The organism is Microcystis sp. M061S2, from assembly GCF_020245605.1.
GTDB lineage: Bacteria > Cyanobacteriota > Cyanobacteriia > Cyanobacteriales > Microcystaceae > Microcystis.
Map to the genome: position 1 here is coordinate 1 of NZ_JADBUP010000161.1, position 25,282 is coordinate 25,282.

General features: G+C 43.1%; 26 protein-coding genes. 16 read left to right on the forward strand and 10 right to left on the reverse strand.

The genetic code is table 11. The features are described from left to right. A partial coding sequence (locus IM475_RS22775; RefSeq protein WP_287729234.1) for a M10 family metallopeptidase C-terminal domain-containing protein occupies positions 1-511 on the forward strand: 511 nt, incomplete at its 5' end. A gap of 185 nt (positions 512-696) precedes the next feature. Here the strand turns inward: IM475_RS22775 and IM475_RS22780 are convergent. Then, entirely contained in the window at positions 697-936 is a 240-nt protein-coding gene (locus IM475_RS22780) for a DUF29 family protein (protein ID WP_502865958.1), read from the reverse strand. A 577-nt stretch (positions 937-1,513) separates the two neighbouring features. Here IM475_RS22780 and IM475_RS22785 point away from each other — a divergent pair. The 4 genes from IM475_RS22785 to dnaG all read left to right on the forward strand — a co-directional run bounded on the left by IM475_RS22785 (position 1,514) and on the right by dnaG (position 6,186). Further along, positions 1,514-2,080 carry a photosystem I assembly protein Ycf4 gene (locus IM475_RS22785; protein ID WP_287729235.1) on the forward strand — a complete coding sequence of 189 codons (567 nt, stop codon included), beginning with the start codon at positions 1,514-1,516 and terminating at the stop codon, positions 2,078-2,080. A 28-nt stretch (positions 2,081-2,108) separates the two neighbouring features. Then, positions 2,109-2,846 (forward strand): peptidylprolyl isomerase, encoded by a 738-nt coding sequence (locus IM475_RS22790; RefSeq protein ID WP_002791172.1) that lies wholly within the window; start codon positions 2,109-2,111, stop codon positions 2,844-2,846. A gap of 140 nt (positions 2,847-2,986) precedes the next feature. Continuing rightward, the gene (locus IM475_RS22795) at positions 2,987-4,126 is read left to right on the forward strand and encodes a beta-ketoacyl-ACP synthase (RefSeq protein ID WP_287660124.1); all 1,140 of its coding nucleotides are present in this window, start codon (positions 2,987-2,989) and stop codon (positions 4,124-4,126) included. A gap of 179 nt (positions 4,127-4,305) precedes the next feature. Then, positions 4,306-6,186 carry a DNA primase gene (gene dnaG / locus IM475_RS22800; RefSeq protein WP_287729236.1) on the forward strand — a complete coding sequence of 627 codons (1,881 nt, stop codon included), beginning with the start codon at positions 4,306-4,308 and terminating at the stop codon, positions 6,184-6,186. Between the two features lie 12 nt (positions 6,187-6,198). Here dnaG and IM475_RS22805 read toward each other — a convergent pair whose 3' ends face one another. The 3 genes from IM475_RS22805 to IM475_RS22815 all read right to left on the reverse strand — a co-directional run bounded on the left by IM475_RS22805 (position 6,199) and on the right by IM475_RS22815 (position 9,176). Further along, entirely contained in the window at positions 6,199-7,437 is a 1,239-nt protein-coding gene (locus IM475_RS22805; protein ID WP_287729237.1) for a glycosyltransferase family protein, read from the reverse strand. A 92-nt stretch (positions 7,438-7,529) separates the two neighbouring features. Continuing rightward, positions 7,530-8,693, reverse strand: a complete 1,164-nt coding sequence (locus IM475_RS22810) for a nucleotidyltransferase family protein (protein ID WP_287729238.1) — start codon at positions 8,691-8,693, stop codon at positions 7,530-7,532. Positions 8,694-8,879: 186 nt separating this feature from the next. After that, a complete protein-coding gene (locus IM475_RS22815; RefSeq protein WP_002767845.1) occupies positions 8,880-9,176 on the reverse strand; it encodes a small RNA NsiR4-regulated ssr1528 family protein in 297 nt (98 codons plus the stop codon). A gap of 20 nt (positions 9,177-9,196) precedes the next feature. Between IM475_RS22815 and IM475_RS22820 the strand changes: the two genes are divergently transcribed. The 6 genes from IM475_RS22820 (at position 9,197) to shc (ending at position 14,994) form a co-directional block, all read left to right on the forward strand. After that, on the forward strand, positions 9,197-9,685 hold the full coding sequence (locus IM475_RS22820; RefSeq protein WP_287660128.1) for a BlaI/MecI/CopY family transcriptional regulator: 489 nt from the start codon (positions 9,197-9,199) through the stop codon (positions 9,683-9,685). Continuing rightward, positions 9,685-10,533 (forward strand): M56 family metallopeptidase, encoded by an 849-nt coding sequence (locus IM475_RS22825; protein WP_287729239.1) that lies wholly within the window; start codon positions 9,685-9,687, stop codon positions 10,531-10,533. Before IM475_RS22820 ends, IM475_RS22825 begins: the two co-directional genes overlap by 1 nt. Before the next feature lie 2 nt (positions 10,534-10,535). Then, a complete protein-coding gene (bcp, locus tag IM475_RS22830) occupies positions 10,536-11,003 on the forward strand; it encodes a thioredoxin-dependent thiol peroxidase (RefSeq protein ID WP_287729240.1) in 468 nt (155 codons plus the stop codon). Between the two features lie 156 nt (positions 11,004-11,159). Then, positions 11,160-11,957 (forward strand): 30S ribosomal protein S2, encoded by a 798-nt coding sequence (gene rpsB, locus IM475_RS22835; RefSeq protein ID WP_079210095.1) that lies wholly within the window; start codon positions 11,160-11,162, stop codon positions 11,955-11,957. Between the two features lie 116 nt (positions 11,958-12,073). Beyond that, complete coding sequence (gene tsf / locus IM475_RS22840) at positions 12,074-12,829, forward strand: translation elongation factor Ts (protein ID WP_002753383.1); 756 nt, start codon at positions 12,074-12,076, stop codon at positions 12,827-12,829. A 257-nt stretch (positions 12,830-13,086) separates the two neighbouring features. After that, on the forward strand, positions 13,087-14,994 hold the full coding sequence (shc, locus tag IM475_RS22845) for a squalene--hopene cyclase (RefSeq protein ID WP_287729241.1): 1,908 nt from the start codon (positions 13,087-13,089) through the stop codon (positions 14,992-14,994). 61 nt (positions 14,995-15,055) lie between these two features. Here shc and IM475_RS22850 read toward each other — a convergent pair whose 3' ends face one another. After that, a complete protein-coding gene (locus tag IM475_RS22850) occupies positions 15,056-15,451 on the reverse strand; it encodes a helix-turn-helix domain-containing protein (RefSeq protein WP_287729242.1) in 396 nt (131 codons plus the stop codon). Positions 15,452-15,569: 118 nt separating this feature from the next. On the opposite strand from IM475_RS22850, the gene IM475_RS22855 reads away from it, so the two are divergent. After that, positions 15,570-16,565: a glycosyltransferase gene (locus IM475_RS22855; RefSeq protein ID WP_287729243.1), complete on the forward strand. Its 996-nt coding sequence runs from the start codon at positions 15,570-15,572 to the stop codon at positions 16,563-16,565. Between the two features lie 227 nt (positions 16,566-16,792). Continuing rightward, a complete protein-coding gene (locus IM475_RS22860) occupies positions 16,793-17,698 on the forward strand; it encodes an Npun_R2821/Npun_R2822 family protein (protein WP_287660134.1) in 906 nt (301 codons plus the stop codon). A 43-nt stretch (positions 17,699-17,741) separates the two neighbouring features. Here IM475_RS22860 and IM475_RS22865 read toward each other — a convergent pair whose 3' ends face one another. Continuing rightward, a complete protein-coding gene (locus IM475_RS22865) occupies positions 17,742-18,032 on the reverse strand; it encodes a DUF3288 family protein (RefSeq protein WP_287729244.1) in 291 nt (96 codons plus the stop codon). Between the two features lie 2 nt (positions 18,033-18,034). Continuing rightward, positions 18,035-18,706, reverse strand: coding sequence for a hypothetical protein (locus tag IM475_RS22870; protein ID WP_287729245.1), 672 nt, complete (start codon positions 18,704-18,706; stop codon positions 18,035-18,037). 299 nt (positions 18,707-19,005) lie between these two features. Here IM475_RS22870 and IM475_RS22875 point away from each other — a divergent pair, with 299 nt between their 5' ends. The 3 genes from IM475_RS22875 (at position 19,006) to IM475_RS22885 (ending at position 21,693) form a co-directional block, all read left to right on the forward strand. Continuing rightward, on the forward strand, positions 19,006-19,218 hold the full coding sequence (locus tag IM475_RS22875; protein WP_287660138.1) for a hypothetical protein: 213 nt from the start codon (positions 19,006-19,008) through the stop codon (positions 19,216-19,218). A 139-nt stretch (positions 19,219-19,357) separates the two neighbouring features. Next, the gene (gene trpC, locus IM475_RS22880; RefSeq protein WP_287729246.1) at positions 19,358-20,248 is read left to right on the forward strand and encodes an indole-3-glycerol phosphate synthase TrpC; all 891 of its coding nucleotides are present in this window, start codon (positions 19,358-19,360) and stop codon (positions 20,246-20,248) included. Positions 20,249-20,538: 290 nt separating this feature from the next. Next, positions 20,539-21,693 (forward strand): pyridoxal-phosphate-dependent aminotransferase family protein, encoded by a 1,155-nt coding sequence (locus IM475_RS22885; RefSeq protein ID WP_287729247.1) that lies wholly within the window; start codon positions 20,539-20,541, stop codon positions 21,691-21,693. A 171-nt stretch (positions 21,694-21,864) separates the two neighbouring features. Here IM475_RS22885 and IM475_RS22890 read toward each other — a convergent pair whose 3' ends face one another. The 3 genes from IM475_RS22890 to IM475_RS22900 form a co-directional block, all read right to left on the reverse strand. Beyond that, positions 21,865-22,761: a LysM peptidoglycan-binding domain-containing M23 family metallopeptidase gene (locus IM475_RS22890; RefSeq protein WP_287729250.1), complete on the reverse strand. Its 897-nt coding sequence runs from the start codon at positions 22,759-22,761 to the stop codon at positions 21,865-21,867. Positions 22,762-22,780: 19 nt separating this feature from the next. Further along, positions 22,781-24,079, reverse strand: coding sequence for a homoserine dehydrogenase (locus IM475_RS22895; protein ID WP_287660142.1), 1,299 nt, complete (start codon positions 24,077-24,079; stop codon positions 22,781-22,783). Positions 24,080-24,220: 141 nt separating this feature from the next. After that, positions 24,221-25,282 (reverse strand): (Fe-S)-binding protein (locus IM475_RS22900; RefSeq protein ID WP_287729248.1); only part of this gene is annotated, 1,062 nt, incomplete at its 5' end.

Sequence of the window (25,282 nt, forward strand, 5' to 3'; positions counted from 1 at the left end):
ATTTGGTTTTGATATCATTGATGGAGGTCTGGGAAATGACACGACATCCTATGCTTTCTATTGGGGACCGATCAATGCTAATTTAGCAACGGGTGTAGTGAGTTTCCCCGGTAATTCTCTCCTTACAGACACATTGGTCAGCATTGAAAATCTAATTGGCACTGCTGGCAATGACACAATCATCGGGAACACTGCGAATAATTCCCTCAATGGCGGTGCTGGCAATGATACCCTGATTGGCGGTGCTGGCAATGACACCCTGACTGGTGGTGCTGGTGCCGATAAGTTCCGCTTCAATTTCCTCTCCGAGAAAGTTGATACTATCCAAGACTTTTTCTGGCCAGAAGGAGACAAAATTGAAGTTAGCGCATCGGGTTTTGGAGCCACTTCTCTGAGTCAGATCAGTTACAACGCAGGGACTGGATCACTTTCATTTTTAGGAACCGAGTTTGCCAAGATAGCAAACCTTCCAGCTGGTTTTGCGGTTTCTCTTGACGTAGTTCTTATTTAGTGAACCTAGAAACGCTATATATCAAAATTGAGTCATGGATGGTGCCGAAACTTCCTCGCATGACTCAATTTTTTTTTCAACCAGATTTTGGAATACCAGCTATTAGTTGTTGAGCAACTGAAGTAAGGTGGGTATTGCCCACCCTATTGTTGTATGGATGTAAGTTGGATTGCAAGCTCCAGTTTTTAACCAGGGAACCAATCTTCATCAAGAATTTTCTCAATTGTCGAAGGAGAGTCAACTGGTAAAGTTAATCCACTTTTGCGGCTCGCTTTTCGCAGAGCTTTTTGATAACAATAACCAAACCGTTCTAAGGCATGATTGTAGATTACCTGAGAGCGAAACAGCAGGCTCAATTCCAATCTGAAATTATCTATCTCGTCTGTCCAGTGGGGTAAGCTGTAGGGTCTTATTCTCTGTGTGATAAGTTTAACTTATATAGGAGCGATCAATCTTTGTGTCCTTTGTGTCTTTGTGGTTCGTTCCACTCGCTCGCCCGCATAACTGTATCTTAGAATACATTTTACCCACCAAATCCGAGAGATCCGTTTCAGCACTTATGAGTTGACAGGGATTTTCCGAGAGTGACAGATACAATGTGTTTTTCGTCAATGCCTTCGGTTAGAAGACCTGACCATGCACAAAAATTAATGATCATTCTAGACTTTTGGCCGGACAATGGCAACAATTCTTAATTTCCCCTTTACCTTAAATGTGCTAGAAAGCACTTGGGGGGGCGCTAGACCGTCTTCTGCGGTATCTGGTGTGCCGTTGCTGGGCACAAATTAAGGAAACCACGAATAAATCTAACGCATGATTGTTGCCGAGGAGAATTACGATTAGGGAATTTTCTCCTAAACTTCCCCCACTCACCTATAAGTAAATATTATGATAAACATGGGTACATCCAGAAAAATCAACGGCTGTATCCCTAGGTCGGGGTTGGGGAAGTGGCGAGAAAAAAGCTGGTAAAATAACTCTAGGCAACCTTAAAAAGAATTCATGAAAGCGCAAACAACAAGTAAACATAGCCTGATCCTACGGCAAGAAGTAGTGGGAGCGCGTCGCCCTAGTAACTATTTTTGGGCTGTAATCGTCTCTATTGGCGGTCTAGGGTTTCTCCTCGCCGGTCTTTCCAGTTATTTGAAGGTCAATCTACTTCTCGTTAGCGATACCAGTTCCTTACAATTTATTCCCCAAGGAGTCGCCCTCCTCTTCTATGGCACTGCGGGGACCCTTTTAGCCATCTATCTCTGGTTATCTCTCCTCTGGAATGTCGGAGGTGGTTACAACGAGTTTAACAAGGAAACCGGCAAAGTTAAAATCTTTCGTTGGGGCTACCCCGGCAAAAATCGTCGCATTGATCTCGATTGGCCCCTGGAAGATGTACAAGCTGTGCGGGCCGAAGTGCGAGAAGGACTCAACCCGAAACGGGAACTATTCCTGCGGATTAAACAGCGTCGCGATATCCCTTTAACTCGCGTCGGTGATCCTCTGTCCCTCTCGGAATTGGAAAATCAAGGAGCGGAACTCGCTCGTTTTCTGGAAATTCCTCTAGAGGGATTGTAGGCCTTTTTTCGCTCTTTTTGGCTATAAAATGATGAAGATAAGAAAATCTGGCTGGTTGTCTGTGGTTTGTGTTTTTTTAATCACAACGACGACACTTTTCGGCTGTTCTTCCCCAGAAGCTAACTCCACCCCCGATAATTCTAGTATCACCCAAACCTCTCAACCTGCCAGTTCGGGCAGTGTCAACATGGATAATTACAAACCCCGCTTAGATGGAACTGCTGTCGTCGAGATGATCATCAAAGGTAAACCGGTAACGATCGAAATTGATGGCAATGCGGCCCCAGTTACTGCCGGTAATTTTGTGGATCTGGTGGAGAGAGGTTTTTATAATGGTTTAACTTTCCATCGCGTGGTTACAGAACCGCAGCCTTTTGTCGCCCAAGGTGGTGATCCCCAAGGTCGCGGAACCGGTGGTTTTGTTGATCCAGAAACCAAGCAATCCCGTTATGTTCCCCTAGAAATTCTCCTTAAAGACGAAAAAGAGCCGATTTATGGGAAATCAATCGGTCAACAGGCCACGTCGCGCACTCCCATCGTCGCTTTACCCCATAAACGCGGTGCGATCGCGATGGCCCGTTCTCAACAGCCTAATTCCGCTTCTTCTCAGTTTTATTTTGCTCTGTCGGATATCAATTTCCTCGATGGTGATTATGCCGTTTTTGGTTATGTCACTAAGGGAATGGAAGTGATCGATACGATCAAACAAGGGGATAAAATTGACTCGGCCAAAGTTATTTCTGGTGCAGAAAATCTGAAAAAATAGCGATCGGTTAGGGTGGGTTCGCGGGACGATAATTTAATTTTCCCCCTAACCCACCCAATCATTTAATATTCCGATAGCTGATAACTGATAGCTGATAACTGATACCTGATAACTGATACCTGATAACTGATAACTGATAAATGAATGTTGTGGTGACGGGAATTGGGTTGATCAGTTCTCTGGGAAATTTAAGTCAGAGTTGGCAAAGATTACTAGAGGGCAAAACTGGTATAACTAGGCAACAACCCTTTTCTGATTTACCCACTTTACCCTTGGCTTTAATCGGTCACAAACCGGCATTTTTAGAGGATTTAACCAAAATTGCCCTGATTGCTGCCCTTGAAGACGCTCAATTAACCCCTCCCTTAAAGGATTGTGGTGTCACTATCGGTTCTAGTCGCGGTTGTCAGGGTTTATGGGAACGGATGGCAGCGACGGGAATAGTAGAAAACTGGTTAGACAGTTTACCCGATCGCGCCTCGGTATTGACCGCTAGATTGATAGAAACCGGCGCCCCAGTGTTAGCACCCATGGCGGCCTGTGCCACGGGCATCTGGTCGCTCGCCCAGGGTGTAGAATTAATTACTATGGGAGAATGCGATCGAGTTTTAGCCGGGGCGCTCGAAACCCCGATTACTCCCTTAACTCTGGTGGGATTTGAACAGATGGGAGCTTTGGCGAAAACGGGCTGTTATCCTTTTGATAGAGCTAGGGAGGGCTTAGTTTTGGGCGAAGGTGGCGCAATTTTAGTCCTTGAATCGGAAGAACTAGCTTTAAGCAGAAATGCCCCCATCTACGGGCAAATTTTGGGCTATGGTTTTAGCTGCGATGCCGATCATGTTAGCGCCCCGGCGGTGGATAATCGTAGTGCTACCAAAGCGATAGAACTATGTTTGCACAGAAGTCAATTAAGAAAAGATGAAATTAATTACATTCACGCCCACGGCACTAGCACGCGTTTAAACGATGAACGGGAGGCAAACCTGATCGCCAGCATTTTTGGCTCGCAAGTGGCTGTAAGCTCGACAAAAGGGGCAACAGGACACACTTTAGGGGCTTCGGGGGCATTAGGCGTGGCTTTTTGTTTAATGGCCCTGAAAAATCAGCTAATTCCCCCTTGTGTCGGTGTGCGCGAGTCGCCTTTTCAATTAAATTTAATTAGATCGGCTGTTAATTTTTCCCTGCACAATTGTCTCTGTCTTAGTTTCGGGTTCGGAGGACAAAATGCCGCCATCGCAGTGGGGAGATGGGGGAGAAGGAGTGGGAATTATGAATTATGAATTATGAATTGGGGAGACGGGGAGACGGGGAGAATAAATATAGTCATTTCAGATAAGTCTGATACAGTCTAGACCGACAAAATTCTTATGAACTCTGGGATTGATATTCTCAATCTTAATTGAAATGACTATAAAAGCAAATCTCCTGATAACTGATAACTGATAACTGATAACTGATTATGGATACACCGCGACTACATCCAGATACGATCGAAGAAGTTAAACAAAGAATTGATATTGTGGATTTAATTTCCGAGAGAGTCGTCCTCAAAAAAAGGGGAAGGGAATACGTCGGTTTATGTCCTTTTCACGAGGAAAAATCCCCTAGTTTTACGGTTAGTCCTGCCAAACAAATGTATTACTGTTTTGGCTGTGGTGCGGGGGGAAACGGGATTAAATTTTTCATGGAAGTGGGAAAACAATCTTTTAGTGAGGTGGTTTTCGATCTTGCTAGAAGGTATCAAATCCCGATTAAAACTCTAGCAGTAGAACAGCGTCAGGAATTAGAACAGAAATTATCCCTCAAAGAACAATTATACGAAATAATGGCCGTGGCGGTGAGTTTTTATCAACACGCCCTTAGTCAACCTCAAGGGGAAAAAGCGTTAGATTATCTTAAGGTACAACGACAACTAACCCCAGAAACTATCGCTAATTTTCAACTGGGATATTCTCCTCAAGGTTGGGAAACGCTCTATCGTTATTTGGTGGAACAAAAGCGCTATCCTGTGGCTTTAGTAGAAGAAGCAGGATTAATTAAAGCGCGTCAAAATGGTAGTGGTTATTACGATCAATTTCGAGATCGTTTAATGATTCCTATTTTTGATAGTCAAGGACGAGCGATCGCTTTTGGTAGTCGCACTCTAGGTAATGAACAACCAAAGTATCTAAATTCTCCCGATACTCCTCTATTTGAAAAGGGAAAAACTCTCTTTGCTCTCGATCGAGCTAAACAGGCAATTATTCAGCAAGATTTAGCGATAGTTGTGGAGGGTTATTTTGACGCAATCGCTCTCCATGCTGCGGGTATCACTAATGTGGTTGCCTGTTTAGGAACAGCTTTAAGTCAAGAGCAAATTAAACTACTTTTGCGCTACAGTGAAAGTAAACAAATAATCTTTAATTTTGATGCTGATCAAGCGGGAATTAAAGCGACACAACGGGCGATCGAGGAAATTAACTCCTTAGTTTATTCAGGACAAGTTAACCTAAAAATCCTCAATCTTCCCGAGGGTAAAGATGCCGATGAATTTCTTAAATCCCATACTGACGGGGTAAATAGTTATCGAGAATTAATCGAAAATTCTCCTTTTTGGATTGATTGGCAAATCTCGCAAATGTTGGTTAATAAAGATTTAAAACAGGGACTACATTTTCAACAAATAGCTAATAGTATGGTGAGTTTACTGCAAAAGTTAATCGATAGCAATCAACGCACTTTTTACCTCGATTATTGTGCTGAAATTTTGGCTCAAAAAGATGCGACTCGTTTGCCATATATTTTAAAAAATCTCTCCAAACAGGTTAATAAACCTCAAGGAAAATCCCCAGCAATTAAGAGGAAAAATATTTTAGATAAATCCGACAAAAATGGCACAGAAAAAGCCGAGTGGTTATTATTATTAATCTATCTCCATTCTCCCGAATATCGGAGGCTCATTTGTGAACTTTTGGATGAAAAAGATTTAATTTTTAATCTCCCTGATTATCGTTGGTTATGGCAAGTAATTCTAGAGTTAGAAACCCAAATTACTAACCAAAGAGATTTGATGTCAGCTTTACAGAATCATTTATTGATGATAACTACAGACAAAAATCGTGATTTTAATTCTTTATTTCACTTAAATGAACATACCAGTCAAGAAATATTTCAGCCAGAAGAACAGATAAAAAATGCTATTATAGCTCTGGAAAAAATTAGTTTAATGGAATATCGTCGCTACTGTCAAGAACAATTAATTAATGCTCTCGACAGCAATCAACGGGAATTTTATCAGCAGGAATTCTATCAAACTGTTAATAAATTAATCGAAATTGATCCTCTCTACCAACAAGCTTAATTCTCTGATTGATTAGAAACTAGACAGTTGTTCGGCAATAATAGATACTAACTTATCCACTGCTCCTGCTTGCCCACGCACTGCCCGCAATTTTTGCCGGATAGCCTCTAATTGTTCGGTATTTTCTAACCAAGATATAGCCATATTTGCCACTTCTTCTGGTTGTAATTCCCCCAATAATTCCGGAACAATTTCTGCACCGGCCCAAATATTTGGCCAGGCATATAAACGCTTTTTCCGCAACATATAGAGATTAATTATCTTAGCAAATAAAGAGCCAACCCCCGGCAGTTGGGCTAATAAACCGGGTAAACCGTCCCAAGTTCTCATCGCGTCGAGTTGCTGAGTCGGTAGTAAAATAATCATCGGGATTGCCAGCGCCCCTAATTCGGCAGTATTAGCACCCACCGTCGTTAAAGCTAAATGACAGCGAGAAAGCTGGTTATGGGCGGGAAAATCGGTAATTAGGTCAACTTTTACCCCCTTAGCTGTTTCTAGATAGGGTTTTTCACCGTTTTTTAATTTGGCAGCACTCCAACCGGTTTTAGTAATCATCGGATTATAGCTAGGATCGGCAAATTTCGCCAAATAAGCTAAATTTAGGGTAGGAGCGACGGGAATTAAGAATTTAGTCTGGGGAGCCTGCGCGTGTATCTTTTCAGCAATGGCTAGGGTTAGGGGTACACCCTGGGCTAATTTCGAGGGTTTGGAACCCGGGAGGAGTGCAATTAAGGTAGCGTCATCGGGGGTGATAGCAGTGGGCAAATCCACCATTAAATCGCCGATAACGGTAAATTTATGCTGATATTGTTGGGGAATATTATTTAATACACTTGTATTCATCACGGCAAAGCGATCGATCCCCCGATACCAACGCGCTTCCCATTCCGCATAGATAACGGTGCGATAACCCAAACGTTTACCGATGGTGAGGGCAAAAAATTGATCGCCCCCTAAAAATAAAACGATGCCCTTGGGGTGCCAATCCCAATTATCGGCGGTTTTTCCCCAGAAAAGAAAATTAAAGAAGTTTTCTGGCGACTGGACTCGATCGACCTCCGGATATTTCCTAACTACTTCCGTTTCCGCCCCCATAGAATGAGTACAAGGGGAAAGAATCAGCGAAATCCGCAACAGCGATCGATCTTCTGTTAAGTTTTGTCGCAATCTCTTGACAACTGGACGCACCCATGTAGATATTTCTCCGGGACCATTGGAGAGAATGAGAAGATCAACAGGAGAATCAAACATGATATCAAGTCAAAAGTAAAAAGTAAAAAAGCGGACATTGAAGTAAAAAGTTGCTTCTTGCCTATCGATCCTAAAAAATTAATTTTGTACGACTATTTTCCTTGATTGAATAAAGAACGAATTGCCTGATGTTTAGGGTGATCAAACTCTGGGAGAACCTTGCGGGTATCGGTAATCAACCAATCCAGGGCTGCTGCTTCCACATCGATCGCCGCGCCGGTTTTATCAACACAGTAGCGCCCAAAGACCAACTTATCCACCAAACGGGCCCCCGGACCGAGGCGAGAATATTCAAAAATAACGCTATTATCCACCGTCGCGCCGCCACAAATCCAACAATTCGGGCCAATCATACTCGGACCGACAATTTTCGCCCCGTCTTCAATGCGCGTCATTGCTCCGATATACACAGGTCCGGTGATATCGACTCGATCCCAGTTTACCCCCACATTTAGGCCCGTGTAGATGCCCGGTTTGACTTCGATGCCGGGGATAGCAACATTTTTAATTTCCCTGGATAACACCCCGCGAATTGCCTGCCAGTAGTCGGGGACTTTACCGATATCCACCCATTCAAAATCCATGTTTAAAGCGTAGAAAGGCGCCCCTTTAGCGACTAATTCGGGGAACAACTCGCCCCCGATGTCGTATTTACTATTCGGGGGAATAAAATCAATGATTTCTGGCTCAAAAATATAGATACCCGTGTTAATGCAGGTACTTAAAGCTTCATCGATGGCGGGTTTTTCTTGGAAACTGAGAATCCGTCCCTCCTCGTCGCTAACTACCACCCCATAACTGGATACTTCCTCTCTGGGGACGGTTTTGGTGACAATAGTGGCGATCGCTCCCTTTTCGCGATGCCATTTAACGGCTGCGGTTAGATCGAGATCAATCAGCGCATCACCACAGAGAACCACAAAAGTATCGTCAAAAAAGGGATTAAAATCTTGAATTCGTCGTAAACCGCCCGCCGATCCTAGGGCATCACCGATTAACTCGCCCTCTTCGATTCTACCCTCGAAAGAATAGCCGATATGCACCCCAAAACGCTGACCATCGCGGAAATAACTCTCAATTTCTTCGGCTAAATGACTGACATTCACCATGATCTGATCAAAGCCATGCTGTCGCAACAGTTCCAATAAAAACTCCATCACCGGCTTTTGTAAAATCGGGATCAGGGGTTTGGGAATCGTATGGGTAATCGGACGGACACGAGTTCCTTTGCCTGCCGCCAAAATCATGGCTTTCATCGATATTTATTTCCTTTTGCGATCGAGGTCTGAAGTTAAATCATGCCTAGTGTATCATTATCGGCTCGGAATCAGTAGTTATCGATCCTCTTGACCATTAGATCAACCTAGACTCCCTGCCTAATTTCTCGAATAATCCGGTTAACCCCAAGAAGTCTAGGCGAAAAATGCTGGGCAAAAATTTGACTACTTGAGATAGTAAAAAGCGATTTCTTTCTCCTTGAGAGGGGCAAAATCAGCGGCTAACAACAGCTGATTTAACTCCTCTTGGGGGATATGTTTGGCCCCGATGCGGACAATTCGCGATCTCATCGTGTTAGAAACCCCGCTTCTTTGTCGTCCTGCTTCCAAACCCATTACCCGGTGATAAAGTTCCAATTTTGCCTGGGGAATCGGGGAACCATCAAAATCAATGCCATTAGCGATCGCCACATCAATGGCATCAGCACCCGTAGTCGTGGTTAAATTAGTTTCGGTGGACATAAAGATAATATAAAAGATCGTTGCTATTTTATCAGGCGATCAATATCCGCCGCTATGATCAGGAAAGTAATCTTCATTTCTGTGTAACTATGGCTCAATTGCCCACCTATCAACCAAAACAGTTATCCCTAGGCCCCCTAGAAGCGGAAATTCTCAATATTGTCTGGGAATTGGAAACCGTCAGCGTTAAGGATGTCCACGATCGCATTTTAGCGGATCCAGAACGAGATCTGGCCTATACTTCTGTGACTACGGTACTGCGTCGTTTAACTAATAAAGGCTGGTTAAGTTGTTATAAACAGGGTCGGATTTTCTACTGGAAACCGATGGTTTCTAAGGAACAAGCACAGGCAATTAAAGCCTACGAACAATTACATCGTTTTTTGGCTATTGGTAACGCGGATGTGGTGGCTTCTTTTGCCGATAGTCTCGATACTGCTAGTGTCGAACAATTAAAAGCGATTGCCTCTCGTTTAGATACCCTTCGTCAACAACGGAGAGAACGCTAATGCACAGTTTAATGTTATTACTAGCATTAACTATCGCCATTGGTTTACGTTGGTTTCTGCCCAGCTATCAGCGTCGTTGGCAGATAACGCTATTTTTCTTTCTCTTTCCTCCTTTGCTGCTGTTAATGACAGTTATATCGGTGGTTTGTATGGGCTATCGTGGGCAAATGTTGGGCTATAACTCCAGTCTAATTAGTTACTTTAGTGCCATAATTTGGCTAGTTTTTGCTATATTTTGTTTGATAAAACTATCCTATCAAACTTGGCAAACCCATCGGGATTTTAGCAGTTATCCCCTCAAAAAAATCACCGCTCAGAAGGCGAGAGTTTTAGCGGTGGATTTTCCCTACAGTGCCAGAGTTGGCTTCTGGAAGTCGGAATTAATTGTGACGCAAGGATTATTAAATCTCTTAGATCGAGAACATTTACAAGCAGTTTTAGCTCACGAACAAGCTCACCAAGAATATCATGACACTTTCTGGTTTTTCTGGTTAGGTTGGTTGCGATCGATGTCTTCTTGGCTGCCCAATAGCGAAAATTTATGGTCAGAATTGGTCTTCTTGCGGGAATTACGCGCCGATAAGTACGCTTCCGGACAAGTGGATTATTTACTATTAGCTGAATCGCTGCTTTTAGTGGCAGAAAAAGTTAATCAAGTAGCGGAAATAAATTTTTCCGATAGTTGCTGTGTCGCTCTCAATGATCATTCCTTAAATAATCGTTTATTAGAGAGAATTGATGCTTTAGTCGAGTCAGAAAAACCCGAACTTCCCAGATTTAACTATCAAGTCTGGCTATTGCTTTCCCTCTCCCTCGCTCCTTTCTTACTCTTGCCTTTACACTCCTAAAAATGACCCTAGAAGTTGGACAAAAAGCCCCCGAATTTGCCACCCCCAACCAAAGAGGCGAAATTAGTAAATTAGCAGATTTTGCCGGTCAGTGGTTGGTCTTATATTTTTATCCCAAAGATAACACTCCGGGCTGCAGCACAGAAGCGATCGATTTTACCGCTTTGTCGCCGCAATTTCAGCAATTAAATGCGGTAATTCTGGGAGTTAGTCCCGATTCAGCCAAGTCCCACTGTCGTTTTATTGAAAAATACAATTTAACTATTCAATTATTGAGCGATCCCGATCATCAACTGGCGGAAATTTATCAAGTCTGGGGATTAAAAAAATTTATGGGCAAGGAATATATGGGGATTAGACGCGCCACTTTCCTGATCGACCCCCGGGGAAATATTGCCTATATTTGGTCAAATGTCAAGGTAAAAGCCCATGCAGAAGCGGTTTTGAAAAAACTTGAGGAATTGCAGTAGGAAGCCCTCAGTACCCAATATTTAAGGCTATGCAATCGCGCCCTTTCGTGTTAGACTAGAAAAGTTGTCAAAAATCGCACATCTAGGCGATCGGGTGTTTCTAGGAATCTAGAAATCCAGCCCTAGATGGAGGATAAACCCGAAAAGGAGAAAAATATGCCCGTTGTCTCTCTCGCAGAATTGCTAGAGTCTGGGGTTCACTTTGGCCATCAAACGCGCCGTTGGAACCCGAAAATGTCTCAGTACATCTACACTGCCCGGAATGGGGTTCATATCATTGATTTGGTGCAAACTGCCCAATTAATCGAAGAAGCTTACGAATTTGTCCGAGGAGAAGCCGATCGCGGTAAACGCTTTTTATTCATCGGTACGAAACGGCAAGCGGCAGCAATCATTAAACAGGAAGCTTTACGCAGCGGTAGCCACTTCGTTAACCAACGCTGGTTAGGGGGAATGTTAACCAACTGGGAAACCATTCGCGGCCGGGTAGAAAGACTCAAAGAATTAGAAGAATTAGAAAATAGCGGCGCCCTCGATAAACGACCGAAAAAAGAAGCATCGGTACTGCGTCGGGAATTAGGCAAACTAGAAAAATACCTCGGTGGCATTAAAACCATGCGCCGGCTGCCGGATTTAGTCATCGTAGTGGATCAGCGTCGGGAATACAACGCTATCCAAGAATGCCAAAAATTGGGCATTCCCATCATCTCCCTCTTGGATACTAACTGCGATCCTGACTTGGTAGATGTGCCGATTCCCGCCAACGATGACGCAATTCGCTCAGTCAAACTGATTTTAGGCAAAATTAGCGATGCGATCATCGAAGGTCGTCGCGGTGGTCAAGCAGCGGTGGAAGAATACGAGGAAGACTACGATAATGAAACCGAGTACGAGGAAGAAGGTGATTATTCCCAATACGCCGCCGAATTTGCTAGTGGAGACGACGATAACTAGGGAAAATTAGCTATTGATCGCAGCTAGGTTCGGGGGGAAACTTTCCGAGCCTATCGAGCGGTCAAACCTGCCCCTCTCGTGGCATGATCAACTATAAGCAGTAGGTGAAGAATTTTATGGCAGAAATTACAGCACAACAGGTTAAAGAACTTAGGGAAAAGACCGGCGCCGGCATGATGGATTGCAAGAGGGCGCTGACGGAAAACGCGGGGGATATAACCAAAGCGATCGAATGGTTGCGTCAAAAAGGGATTACTTCCGCCGAGAAAAAAGCCAGTCGGGTAGCGGCAGAAGGGATGATCGGCAGTTACATCCACACCGGCAGCCGCATCGGTGTTTTAGTAGAAGTGAACTGTGAAACCGATTTTGTGGCCCGTCGCGAGGAGTTCAAAAAATTGGTTAATGACGTGGCGATGCAGATTGCCGCTTGTCCTAACGTCGAATATGTAAAAGTGGCCGATATTCCCGCCGAAATCGCCGCTAAAGAAAAAGAAATTGAGATGGGACGCGATGATTTAGCCAATAAACCCGATAATATCAAAGAAAAAATCGTGGCCGGCCGCATTGAAAAACGTTTGAAAGAACTTTCTCTGCTCGATCAACCCTTTATCCGCGATCAGAACATCAGTATTGACGAATTGCTCAAACAAGCGATCGCCGCTTTGGGAGAAAATATTCAGGTGCGTCGTTTCCAACGCTTTGTACTAGGTGAAGGGATCGAGAAAGAAGAAACGGATTTCGCCGCCGAAGTAGCCGCCCAAATGGGACAAAAAGCCCCGGAACCGGTAGCAGCAGCCCCGCAAGTGGAGGAAAAAGCCCCGGAACCGGCAGCGAAGGATAATCCGCCCGCTAAAGGCAAAAAGAAAAAGTAAGTTCAATGAAGATAAATCTGGTGGGGTGCGAGTTTCGTACCCTTTTTGTCTTCAGGGGGGTGGGGGTACTTGATCAGTTATCGGTAATCAGTAAACAGTAATCAGTGAAAAGAAAAAAGAAAGTGGCAACTAAAGCAGATTCCTTTACTGGATTCTTTGGGAACAAAAGCCCATCCTTTACCTACTTATTAAAAACTTTGTAAATAAGATTATCTTATTTGCACTCGTGGTCCCTAGAGGTTGTCGAACGGAAAAAAATGCAGATTCAGGACAAAATCACCGAAATAGCCGCTAAAACAGCGAAAGCGATCAAACTTTCTCAAAATTATTTACTTTCTACCCAATATTCTGACGGTTACTGGTGGGCAGAATTAGAATCTAATGTCACCATCACCTCAGAAGCAATTTTACTGCACAAAATCTGGAAAACTGACAAAAAACGCCCCCTAGACAAAGCAGCCACCTATCTGCGTCAGCAACAGTGTCCTAACGGCGCTTGGGAGTTATTTTATGGTGATGGTGGCGATCTTAGCACCACTGTGGAAGCCTACATGGGGCTGCGACTATTGGGAATTCCTGTTAATGATCCTGCTTTAGAAAAAGCTAGAGAATTTATCTTAGCTCAAGGTGGCATCAGCAAAACCCGCATTTTCACCAAAATGCACCTCGCTTTGATTGGTTGTTACGATTGGCAGGGGGTTCCCTCTATCCCCGCTTGGATCATGCTACTGCCGGAAAATTTCCCTTTTACTATCTATGAAATGTCCAGTTGGGCGCGGGGAAGTACGGTTCCTTTATTAATTGTTTTCGACAAAAAACCCGTGTATAAAATGGGTTTTAATCTCGATGAACTCTACACAGAAGGGGTGAATAATGTCAAGTATGAGTTACCAAAAAATAACGATTGGGCAGATGTTTTTCTCTGGTTAGATGGGCTGTTTAAATGGGCAGAAAAAACTAATTTGGTTCCCTTCCGTCAAGAAAGTCTGAAAGCGGCGGAAAAATGGGTAATTGAACGACAGGAAGACACGGGCGATTGGGGGGGAATTATCCCGGCGATGTTAAATTCTCTATTAGCTTTAAAAGCCCTAGGTTATGATGTTTACGATCCGATTGTTGCCCGGGGTTTAAAAGCGGTGGATAATTTTGCCATTGAGACAGATAATACCTATTGTGTGCAGCCCTGTGTGTCGCCGGTTTGGGATACCGCTTGGGTAATTCGATCGCTAATTGAATCCGGTCTAAATCCCGCTCATCCAGCTATGATTAAAGCGGGACAATGGTTAATCGATCAACAAATTCTTGATTATGGCGATTGGGCGATTAAAAATAAAATCGGAACCCCCGGGGGTTGGGCTTTTGAATTTGACAATCGCTGGTATCCCGATTTAGACGATTCGGCAGTGGTGGTGATGGCTTTAGAGTTAATTAAAATGCCCGATGAAAATATTAAAAAAGCTGTGATGAAACGGGCAGTTAATTGGATGGCTACTATGCAGTGTAAAGCTGGTGGTTGGGGAGCTTTTGACATCGATAACGATCAAAACTGGCTTAATTCTTTGCCCTATGCCGATCTAAAAGCAATGATCGATCCTAATACGGCTGATGTGACTGCCAGAGTTCTAGAAATGTTAGGCACTTGTGATGTTAAAATGGAGGAAAATCGAGTTAAAAAAGCTTTGGATTATCTGGAAAAAGAACAGGAAGCTGATGGTAGTTGGTTTGGTCGTTGGGGTGTAAATTATATTTATGGAACCAGTGGGGCGTTATCTGCTTTGGCTTTTCTGGAACCGAATAAATATCGCCAGCAATTGCAAAAAGGAGCCAATTGGTTAAGCAGTTGTCAAAATGTTGATGGTGGTTGGGGTGAAACCTGTTTTAGTTACAATAACCCTAAATTTAAAGGACAGGGAAATAGTACCGCTTCCCAAACTGCTTGGGCATTAATCGGTTTATTAGCCGTCGGGAAAGTCACCGGTAATTATCAGCGAGAAGTGATTGAAAAGGGCGTTAACTATCTTCTTGTTACCCAAAAAGAAAATGGTACATGGGATGAAGATTACTTCACCGGTACAGGTTTTCCCTGTCATTTTTACCTCAAATATCATTTCTATCAGCAGTATTTTCCTTTACTGGCTTTGGGGCGTTATCGGGCTTTAATTTAGTCTGTTAACCTATGCGTTAAGACAGGAAATTAAGCTTAACTGTCTAGCGCATTTTTTGTGACTAACTAGGAAAAAATAAATCAGGAGATATATTTAAAAAATTGGCTAATTTTTTAATGTAGACAGGAGTTAGATCTTGTTGCCCATCAAGAATATCATCCAGGGTTGACTTACTTTCAAAAATAGATAGCAAATCTTGCTTTTGTAGGTTTCTTTCCTCTAGTATGAATTTTAACAATTCAATTCCATAAATATCAGGTATTGGCTCTTGATTTTCCTCATACTCATAAATTAAAGCCCCTAAAACATTTAGATATTCCCTTTCTTCTACCGTTAATTGGGGTTTGTCTAAAAGGCGATTAATAACCTCCTGCATCATTTCTAAGTCTTCCTCATTGTGAATAGGACGAGGAGGGTATTGCTTTAATAATTCTAAGTATTTATCAGTGGCAAACATAATTTAATAATATCTATGCTCGATCGACTATTGCGTTTAGATACCTCACACCTTAATAATTAAGTATAGAATAGCCAAGTCTCCAGACTACCGCTTAACCAAAACTTCTATTATCCCGATGAGAAATCTCTATTTTCTTTTGCCCGGTACTACTTCTCCTTTTGGTGGGGGTGGACTGTGGGCAGAAATGAAAACTGTCAATTTGGCTAGTCAAATTTGTAGCGCCCAGATTGTGACTTATCGTCAAAAAGAGTTAAATTATCCTTTTTTAGAGGATATACTCGCGAAAATAAACTCAGATGACAGTATTTTTGTGGTTAGCTGGGGTTTTGATGTTCCTAAACTGGTGCAAAAATTGCGATCGCATAATATCATTTATCATGCCCATAGTACAGGTTACGGCTTCCGTTTACCCTCCCAAATACCAATTATCACCGTTAGCCGTAATACTATGGGGTATTGGGGAGAAAAAGCTCCTAATGCTTTAATTTACTATCTTCCTAATCAAATTGGCTCAGAATTTCTCAATTTAGGCTTAGAAAGAGATATCGATGTCCTAGTACAGGGGCGCAAATCCTCAAAGTATCTTCTCAATCGTCTAGTTCCCGCCCTCCGTCCCCACTGCCGCGTTAAGGTTTTAGATAGCTATGTGGAGGATTTAGTGGGATTATTCAATCGCAGTCGGGTTTATCTCTACGATTCGGCTGAATATTGGGCTGTAAACGGTTTAACGGAGGGTTTTGGCTTACCGCCCCTGGAAGCTTTAGCCTGTGGTTGTACGGTATTTTCTAGTGTTAATAGCGCCCTAGCCGATTATCTCGATCCCGGTTTCAATTGTCAAAAAATCGGGGCTTATTCCAGTCAATACGATCTAGAACGTATTCTTAATTATGTCCGTAATTTTCCCGTTAATTCTTTACAAGCTAATTTTCTCGATGATTATCATCCCGAAAAATTATTACCACGTTTTGAAACAATTTTGAGAGAAATTAATGCTTTCTTTGATCTTAAAAAACGCTATCCGGCTGATATAGAAGGTTTAGAACCCCTGCGACTTAAAAAATTATGGATACAGAGTTCTCTGGCTAAACTTAAGAAAAAACTGTTTAAGTAGCAGTGATATTTCCTTAATTATTCGCCAATTCAAAAATCAAACTCATCAACTTTAAGAGTTGACAGAGAAAGATCGATCGGCTATTCAGTTATCAGTGATCAGTTATCAGTGAACAGGGATATCGGGAGAAAAAAGCTGATGGCTGACTCCCCAAAAGGAAAACTTTCTACTTCACCATTAAGATAACTGCTATATAATTATTTCTAACTCTTACCCCTAGTATGTTTATGAAGCGAGGAATTTACATTACCGCTAACGATCGAGTTATTGATCAAGCGATCGCATTAATGAATAGTATTCGTTTGTACGATCCCGATTCTCCCGTTATCTTGATTCCCTACGACAATAATTATCAAAAAATTGCCGATTTATTAGCAGAAAAATATGGCGTTATTCTTTATCCAGATCTGCAATTAGTAGAAGAATTGGCACAAAAAATCTATGATATTTTTGGAGAAAAATTCTTTGCTCGTCCTAATCAATTTCGCAAGCAGGTGTGTTGGTTTGGAGAACTAGATCAATTTCTTTATATCGATACCGATATCGTAGTTTTTGAAAAAATAATAGATAATCTAAATTTCCTCGATACCTACGATTTTCTCTGCTGTGATTACCAACACAAAAAAGGGATTACTGATGTCTTTAATCCGATTGTTTTAGAACAAGGAATATTCACAGAAAATGATCTAACTGGAATGTTTAACGGTGGTTTTTGGGCTAGTAAAAAGAATCTATTCTCAGAACAGGAATTATATAGCGCTTTTCAAGAATGTGCCGCTCATCCAGAATATTTTGATTTTTCTCAAAAAACCTCCGATCAACCGATTATTAATTATACCATTCTCAAACGAGTTCCCAATCGATTTAATCTTGTCCGCGCCCCGGGTTGTCAAGCGGGAAATTGGGGGGGAAGTTCTCATTTTCAACGTCAGGGGAATATTTTAATCGATCCGAAATTAAATCAGCCCTTAAAATATTTACATTGGGCAGGAATTCGCATTGAACCGGGTTGTCCCTACTGGGATATCTGGAAATATTATCGTTATCTAGATGATCCTAATCCCCCCGCAGATCCGCCAGCAAGCAAACCAAAAAATCCTTTTCAGAGATTATTAGATAAAATCAAATTATAGGTTTGATTTTTCCTCTCGCACCATTTAAGATAACTGCTGCAATTTAACTCCAATCCTGTTGCTCCTCGCTTTGACGCATTTGATACACTTGTCCGTGACTGTGCAGTTGTCGAGTTTTTGCCCATAAACTAGCTTCATCTAACTGCCATTTTTCTAGGATTAAATCTAAATCTCTTTGGATTTCTCTTGCCCCCGGAAAGTTTTGATAACGTATGCGTAAACGAGCGCATTCAGCTAAGTTTAAATCATTGGGTTCTGATTGCAGTAGCTGATCAACAATCGGGCGATCGATTCTTTCCTGTGGATGTTGTTGTTCTTGGTTTTTACTAGCCATAATTAATCGAACCAACCGATATCGGAATCCGTTAACTCTGTGGGGGTAGGATTGGGGGCAATATAACGGGCTAAAGTGGCCATTTCAAAGTTATAAAGACTGGGTTTCTTAGGCACAGGTTTGGTAATTGCTGACGGTTCAGGGGTGGGACTATTTTCTAGGTTTTTAATTTGATTATATAATTTTTCAATTAACTGTTTTTTATCAGTCAGTTCTGTTTCTGTCTTGCTTAATTGACTCGATAATTTTTCAATTAACTGTTTTTTATCAGTCAGTTCTGTTTCTGTCTTGCTTAATTGACTCGATAATTTTTCAATTAACTGTTTTTTATCAGTCAGTTCTGTTTCTGTCTTGCTTAATTGACTCGATAATTGTGCTACCAAAGTAGTTTTTTCCGAGAGGACAGATTCTAACTGCTCGGTCTGTTGTTGTAACTGCTGTAACCTGACAGAGAGTTCCAGATTTTCTTTAAGTTCTTCTTCCAGAGAAATAACTTTTTCTTGGAGAGTTTGCCCATTTTTCTTGGTTTTTTCTAACTCTGCCGTCAAGTCGTTAATTTTTGCCTGTAGGGTGGCGTTAGTTTCCTTAGAACGTTTGGGAGAAGGAGAGGGTTGGGATTCTACCTCTTTATTAGCTTCTTTACGGATGAGATCGTTTAAATTACCTTTGGTCATAAGCTCTGCAAATAGGATATTACGATAGAGTCGGATACTGTCCAGAAATCTGTTGGTTTGGGTAATCGATAATTATTCGCCCGATATACAAGCTTGATTACGCTGGGGAATTGTTCCATAGGTTTTATTTTATAGCTTTAGGTCGATCGATCCCTGTCCATTTGAGGAATGAGAACAAATACCTAAATCTCAGTTTCGCCGGTAAGATTCTAAATTTTTCTGTAGTTAATGATACGGAATACTAAATTTGTGTCAGACTAAAGGTAGAAGTTGATCGCACCTGTGGCAAGGATAAATTTATGAATATTGAAGAAAAAGCACGTCTTAATTTAACCCAAGAACGACAAGCAGAAGGAATGCTCGAAGAAAAAGTCTTAACTCGTACAGAGGAGCTTTTAGGGGAAGGGGAGGCAGGAACTGCAAAAGCGCGGGTTTTATTAACTGAAAATCGTCAAGAAGACGAAAAACTCCAAGATAAGATTTTAGAACGTTCGATCGAAGCTATGCAATAGCCTTTCGGTGAGGACTGGGAATATCCACACAAGTCTAGATAAATGTCTGTAGAGACGTGGTTTTCCCCGTCTCTATTTCAATTCCCGATAACTAATCACTGTTAAACTAATCACTGTTCACACTCTGGACAGTGAAAAAATGCAGATCCGAAGAAAACACCCCAATCCTGCCGTTAAAGTTGAGAGTTTGAGTTATGTGGTGAAAGTGCCAGAGGCACAACCGCAAAATATTTTAGAAGAAATCGTTTGGCATAAGGAGATAGAAGTCGATAAATTGCGCGAACGGTTGCCTTTATTGGAATTACGCCAAAAAATAGCCAATACTGCGCCACCTTGCGACTTTTTAGCCGCCTTAAACCAGGGTAAAACCCAACCCGCTTTGATTGCCGAAGTGAAAAAAGCTTCCCCTAGCAAGGGAGTCATCCGCGAAGATTTTGATCCTGTAGCGATCGCCCGTACCTATGAACAGGGAGGGGCCACTTGTTTATCGGTTTTAACCGATAGTAAGTTTTTTCAAGGTAGTTACGAAAATCTTAGCCTCGTCCGGCAAGCGGTATCTTTACCCCTATTATGCAAGGAATTTATCCTTTATCCCTATCAAATCTACTACGCTCGCTCTAAAGGAGCCGATGCTGTCCTTTTAATTGCCGCTATTTTAAGCGATCAAGACCTAGCATATTTTGTCAAAATTGTCAAGGGTTTAGGGATGACAGCTTTGGTAGAGGTGCATAGTCTGGCTGAATTCGATCGAGTGTTAGCCATTGAGGGAATCGAACTAATCGGCATTAATAACCGCAATTTAGAGACATTTACAGTCGATTTAGACAATACTCGCCAATTACTAGAAGCCAGGGGCGAAAAGGTGCGAGAAAAAGGTATTCTGATCGTCAGCGAATCGGGATTACACACAGCAACAGATCTGGCGAAAGTGAAGCAAGCGGGAGCAAATGCGGTTCTAATTGGCGAATCTTTGGTAAAACTGCCCGATGCTGCCCGCGGTATCCAAAAACTCTTTGAAAATCGGGAATAGGAGTTAGGAAGTGGGGAAGTGGGGAGAGGGAATTATGAATTATAAATTATGAATTATGAAGTGGGGAATTGGGGAGATGGGGAAGCTGTCTCATCACCCTATCACCCCAAAACCCTATCACCCTATCTCCTGAATCCTGATTCCCGACTACTGATCACTGATAACTGACAAGGCTATCTGCCGGGATATAATCAGAGTTTGCCGAATCTTAAATCATCCCCTCAGAATTGATGCGATCGAGATTTGGTTTTTTATCTTTTTGAATATAGCCCAACGAGAGAGGACGAACCATGGAAAATAAAAATATGTTGATGATTCCCGGCCCCACACCAGTGCCGGAAGCGGTATTATTGGCTATGGCTAAAGCACCTATCGGTCATCGGACGGGTGCTTTTAGCAAGGTAATCGCCGAATTAACCGAAAATCTTAAATGGTTGCATCAAACCAGTGGCGATGTTTTAATGCTAACTGCTTCGGGAACCGGTGCCATGGAAGCGGGAATTATTAATTTTCTCAGCCCCGGCGATCGAGTTTTGGTGGGAGATAATGGTAAATTTGGGGAACGTTGGGCGAAAGTGGCGAAAGCATACGGCTTAAATGTGGATATCATTAAGGCAGAATGGGGTAAACCCCTAGATCCAGAGGCATTTACCGCTAAACTGACCGAAGACAAGGAAAAAGCCATCAAAGCGGTAATTATCACCCATTCGGAAACTTCCACCGGGGTTCTCAATGACTTGGAAAGCATTAACAAAGCGGTAAAAGACCACGGGGAAGCTTTAATTATCGTCGATGCTGTCACCAGTTTAGGAGCTTATCATATTCCCATCGATGAATGGGGTTTAGATGTGGTCGGTTCTGGTTCCCAGAAAGGTTATATGATTCCTCCCGGTTTAGGTTTTGTTTCCGTAAGTCAAAAAGCTTGGAAAGCCTACGAAACCGCCAAACTGCCCCGTTTTTATCTAGATTTGGGCAAATACAAAAAAGCCACCGATGAGGATAGTTCCCCCTTTACCCCTCCAGTTAACCTGATGTACGGTTTACAAGCTTCTCTGCAAATGATGAGAAGGGAGGGATTAGCGGCAATTTTCGCCCGTCACCAACGCTTAACGAAGATGACGCGGGCCGGTATGCGGTCCCTGGATTTGCCCCTCTACGCGGCGGATTACTGCGCTTCCACGGCGATTACTGCCGTGGCCCCCACTCTAGTAGATGCGGAAAAAATTCGTTCGACTCTCAATAAAAAGTTCGACATCGCTGTGGCTGGTGGTCAGGATCACCTCAAGGGTAAAATCTTCCGTATCGGTCATTTAGGTTTTGCTAGTGAGAGGGATATCCTCACGGTTATCGCTGCCATTGAAGCGACTTTAATCGAGCTAGGTGTCGAAGGTGTCACCCCCGGCGCCGGTGTGGCTGCGGCTGCCTCTGTGATGGTGCAGGGTTAATCTTGGGTTGGCTTTTCCCCTTCTCTCCAAAGAGGGGGATTTTTGCCGGAAGATATACCAAAATAGTATGATTAACTTCCAATCCAACTTTAAAAACCCGGTTATGGATTGTTTCCCCCGCTCGGCACTCACCCACTCTCCTACACCTTTTAAACAGGATTTAGTATGACTTCATCGCGGGCCGATTTGGGGCAAATGCAAAGCCGGATCCTGCGCTGTCCAACCGACGGGAGTATCTAAGCGCACCTCAAAATGAAGATGGGGGGGAATAATATCCGGTTGTCCCGTGGTGCCAACCGCACCGATAACGTCTCCTGCTCGTACCCGTTGGTCAATTCTGACTGTAACCCTGCTTAAATGGGCATAACGGGTCTGCCGGCGACCTAAATGATTAATTACTACCAAATTACCATAGGCCCCTTCCTGACCCACATAAATCACGAGACCATCTTCGGCGGCTAGAACGGGTGTACCAATATCTGCGAGAAGATCAATACCACTATGAAAGAGATTTTTCGGTTCCGTGGGGCTTTTTTGCCAACCGTAGGCTAATCCGACAGTGCTGGCAAAGGGTAAGGGATAAGAACTTAATCCAGTATAATCCGATCGCTTGCCAGCGGCGGACCAATTGGTGCCAGGGATAAAAACTATTGTCGGCCGGCGACCACAACCGTTAAGCTCAAAGAGTATATCGGCACGAATACCATAGGCTGCTTCTAAATCGCGCCAAGTGGAACCCCGGGGTGCTTCGATGCGAATGCCGTTCATCGGGGGAATAAAGATTTCTTTCCCGACGGGGGCCAAACCATTTTTGAGAATAGTCGGATTGAGTTTAATTATCGTTGCGGGGATAAGAGCGTATTTTTCGGCGATGGAGGCGATCGTTTCTCCCGCTTGGATTTTATGGCGTTGTAACCTTGATAAAATCGGCAGGGGACAAACATTATCAGACCCTTGGGCAAAAATTAATTTTTGATTTAAGCCCAAAAAACCTAGACAAAAAAACCAAATTGTGCTAGTCAAACTTAGCCAAATTTTCTCACTTCTGATTCTCCGACCCATGACCATAAAAAAAGCGATTTCTTGACTACAAAACTCGGAGAATACTAGGAATACTGTCAATAGCTTCTAAAGACTCTATTGCCACTAAAGCGTTGCGGAAATTGCCCTCGCGCACATCGTGGGTGACAACGACAATTTCGGCTAAATCACCCCTAATACCAATTTGTACCACGGATTCTAGACTAACCCCATGGTCGCCGAAAGCCATACCTAAATGACCGATGACCCCCGGCACATCGCGACAGAGAAAACGAGCATAAAAACGGGTCGATAAATCCTCCATGGGGGCGATTTGACAATAATGCTGGTGAACACAGCTTAAAAGCGGGTCAAGTTCCTTGGTTTTGCCACTACTTTTTAAAATTCCGACGATATTCATCACATCCGATACTACTGCACTGGCCGTCGGTCCGCCACCAGCACCCGGTCCATAAAACATCACTTGTCCCAAGGGTTCCCCCTCGACCAGAATAGCGTTATAGACTCCGTTAGCATTAGCGAGGGGATGGATTTTCGGTACTAGGGTTGGATGAACCCGCAGCTCTAGGGTATCGGAATCCTCTTTAACCGTATCTTTTGCGATCGCTAATAATTTAATCACAAATCCCAGTCTATCAGCGTAGGCGATATCGACGGCGCTAACTTGCCGGATACCTTCACAGTAAACATCTTCCCGTTTTACCCGACCTCCAAAACCCAGAGAGGCTAAAATAGCGATTTTATCGGCCGCGTCGAATCCATCCACGTCCGCAGTGGGATCCGCTTCTGCATAGCCTAATTCCTGAGCTTTGGCCAGCACTTCGCTAAAATCTGCCCCTTTTTGGCTCATTTCCGTGAGAATATAGTTAGTTGTGCCGTTGACAATTCCCATAATGCTGCTGATACGATTGGCGCCGAGGGATTGTTTCAAGGGTTTAATGACGGGAATTCCACCACCCACGGCCGCTTCTAGGAGGACATAAACCCCTTTTTCGTTGGCCTTGGCGTAGATTTCGTCACCAAAACGGGCAATAACCGCCTTATTTGCCGTAACAACGTGCTTTCCCGATGCGATTGCCTGGAGAATTAAAGAGCGTGCTGGTTCCAAACCCCCCAATAATTCGACAATAATATCAATTTCGGGGTCAGTAACGATCGATTCTAGGTCAGTGGTCAAAAGATGGGGAGAAAGCTCGATTTCTCTCGGTTTATCTAGGGATCTAACTCCCACTCGTCCAATGGTAATCTCTTTGAGTACGGGATGACGACCAAAAGGATCAAGGAGGATTTTCGCTGTTCCCGTCCCCACAACCCCGAAACCGAGTAAACCAATCTTAAAGGTCACGCTTTTATCTCCTGCTAGTCCGACGCAAAAAATACTAATGGCCAAGCCCTCGCCATTGTCGATTTTATCATTACAAGGTCTTTGTCTGTCGGGTTTTCTTTTGCTTCCCTGACACCACTAACACAACTCAAATGGTGGGAGTTAGCTAATTTTCAGCCCGCGAATCGCATAATCTAATAATTCGATAGGATGAATAACGGGTGTATCTTTTCCCTGTAATTGTAGATGTTTTTTAATTTGTAGGGAACAACCCGGATTAGGAGAAGCAATCACCGCAGCCCCAGTATTTAATAAATTGCGGACTTTCTGCTGACCTAATTCATCGGCAGTATCTGGCTGTAGCATATTATAAACTCCGGCACTACCACAACACAAGGCCGCATCGATAGGTTCTTTTAAGTTAATATTGGGGATTTTTTGCAATAATTGTCGTGGCTGCACGGAGATTTTTTGTCCGTGTAAAAGATGACAGGCATCTTGATAAACTAGGGTTAATTCTGTCTCGGTAATCGGCGATAAATCAGCAGTTAACCCCACTACATCTAAAAATTCTTGAGCATCGCGTACTTTAGCCACAAACTCCTTAGCCTTATCTTTATATTCAGGATCATCGGCTAAAATATGATGATATTCCTTGAGAGTATGACCACAACCCGCCGCATTGATAATAATATAATCAACCTCGCTTGCTGCGAAACTATCAATCATTTGTCTGGCCAAACTTTGTGCTTGTTTTTCCTGTCCTTGGTGTGCGGGTAAAGCGGCACAACAACCCTGGGTTTTTGGGATAACCACTTCACAACCATTGGCAGTTAAAACCCGCACTGTCGCTTCATTTACCGGCGAGAAAAAGAGGCGCTGCACACAACCTAAAACCACCCCTACCCGATAGCGTTTTTCCGTTTGGGAAGGAATAACATCGGGATAGTTTTTAAACAGAGAATTTAGGGTAATTTTGGGGAGAATTGATTCCATGGCCGCTAGACGGGGAAAGAGCATTTTTAAGATACCCGATTTCCTGACTAGGGTTTGTAATCCCAGGGTTTGATATAACCAGAGGAAAGGTAAAAATAATTTGAGACGGACGGGATAGGGAAAGAGATTAAAAATCAGAAAACGAATAATTTTATCTTTAAAACTGCGGGGTTGATTGCGTTCCACTTGCGGACGAACTGCGGCGATTAATTGATCGTATTGTACTCC